This is a genomic window from Kitasatospora sp. DSM 101779, from assembly GCF_025655475.1.
Lineage (GTDB): Bacteria > Actinomycetota > Actinomycetes > Streptomycetales > Streptomycetaceae > Kitasatospora.
On sequence record NZ_JAHTIK010000001.1, the window covers coordinates 6,644,157 to 6,646,255 of the forward strand.

General features: G+C 77.3%; 2 pseudogenes. Both read left to right on the top strand.

The features are described 5' to 3' along the window. Window positions 1-1,740: pseudogene (locus KSNIM_RS30240) on the top strand (hypothetical protein); the annotation flags it as partial. Between the two features lie 119 nt (window positions 1,741-1,859). After that, window positions 1,860-2,099 (top strand): annotated as a pseudogene (locus tag KSNIM_RS30245) (hypothetical protein); the annotation flags it as partial.

The following is a 2,099-nucleotide window of genomic DNA, read 5'->3' on the forward strand; positions in this document are numbered from 1 at the left end:
GACGCCCGCCGCACCACCCGCACCCTGCGCGCCGAGCGCGCCGAACTCTCCACCGTCGCCGAGGACGCCCCCGAGCCCACCGGCACCCCCGCCTCGCTGCCCGCCCTCCGCGAGGCCTACCGGGCGGCCTCCCAGGTGTACGAGAAGGTCGGTGTCGGCGCCGACCTGCGCGCCGAGCAGGCCCGCGCCGAGGGCGACGAGGCCGCCGCCGCGGCCGAGCTCGACCGCCTCACCAACAAGGTCCGCACCCGCGCCGAGGAGCTCCTCGCCAGCCCGGACGGCGCCGACGGCCCCGCCCGGCAGGCCGCCGCCGCCCGCGCGGAGGAGCTGGTCGCCACCATCGAGGCCCGGTCCGCCACCGCCAGCGAGCAGCTCGGCCGGCTCCGCGGCGACGCCGAGCGCTCCGCCCCCGCCGACGGCGAGGCCCACACCGAACTCCCCGAGGACCTCGTCCCCGCCGACCCGGAGCACGCCCAGACGCTGCTGCGCACCGCCACCACCCGACTCGCCGAGCGCCGCGAGCGACTGGAGACGGCCCGCACCGAGCACGCCGACCTGCTGCGCACCTTCGAGGCGGCGCAGGCCGCCGCGGCGAACTTCGACGAGGTCGCGGCGCAGCTCCGCGACGGCCTGCGCGACAACCCGGACGAGGCCGAGCCGCACACCGAGCCCTACCTCGGCAGCCTCGTCGAGGCCCGCACCGCCGCCACCGACAGCCGCCGCACCCTGCGGACGGCGGCCGCCGAGCTGAGCGGCACCGAACTCGCCGTCCGTGACGCCGCCGACGCCCTCATCCGGCACGCCAACGCGGCCCGCTACGAGGCCGTCCGCACCCCGGCCCGCCAGCAGATCCGCGAACTGCCCACCGCCGCACTGCCCGAGCACGCCGCAGCCTGGGCCACCGCCTTCGCGCCCCGACTGCGCGTCCTCACCGACGAGCTCGCCCAGCTGGAGCGCAACCGCGGCTCGATCGTCGACCGGCTGCGCGGTCTGGTGGAGTCCTCGCTCGCCACGCTGCGCGCCGCCCAGCGGCTCTCCCGCCTCCCGGAGGGCCTGGGGGAGTGGTCCGGCCAGGAGTTCCTGCGGATCCGTTTCGAGGACCCGGACCACGCCGTGCTCGTCGAGCGCCTCGGCGAGGTCATCGACGAGGCCACCCGCGCCGCCGTCAAGAAGAACTCCGACCTGCGCCGCGACGGCATGTCGCTGCTGCTGCGCGGCGTCGCCGCGGCGATCGGCCCGAAGGGCGTCAGCGTCGAGATCCTCAAGCCGGACGCGGTGCTGCGCGCCGAACGCGTCGGCGTCGGCCAGATGTCGGACGTCTTCTCCGGCGGCCAGCTGCTCACCGCCGCCATCGCGCTCTACTGCACGATGGCCGCCCTGCGTGCCAACGACCGCGGACAGTCCCAGCTGCGGCACGCCGGCACGCTGTTCCTCGACAACCCGATCGGCCGGGCCAACGCCACCTACCTGCTGGAGCTGCAGCGGGCGGTCGCCGACGCGCTGGGCGTCCAGCTGATCTACACCACCGGCCTGTTCGACACCACCGCGCTCGCCGAGTTCCCGCTGGTCATCCGGCTGCGCAACGACGCCGACCTGCGGGCCGGCCTGAAGTACATCTCGGTCGAGGAGCACCTGCGCCCCGGCCTGCCCGCCCCGCAGGACCCGGACGGCCCGACCATCCACGGCGAGATCACCGCCACCCGGATGTTCAAGCGCCCCGCCGACGTGCCGGTCGGCTGACCCCGGCCGCCGGCCCGACCCCCGCCGGCCCGACACCCGCCGGGCCGGCGCCGTGGCAGGCCCGTGCTCGCCTGGGCGGCCCGGGTTTCCGTCCGGCGCGATCAGGGGAGGTCCGTCTGGTGCAACCGCAGCAGCTGGAGCAGACGGACGGCCGCACGGCCCAGCACACCGCCCCGGTCCACAGCCCGCGCCGCGACGCCCGCGCCCACCGCACCGGGCTCCGCGCGGTGTGCCCGGCTGCGCCCCGGTCCGCGGGACCGGCCGCTCCTGCGTCGGTCCCGCCCTGGTCACCGCCGTCGGACGCCGCCCCGCCGGGCCGCAGCCCGGCCCGGATCACGAGCGCCGGAGACCCCGAGGAC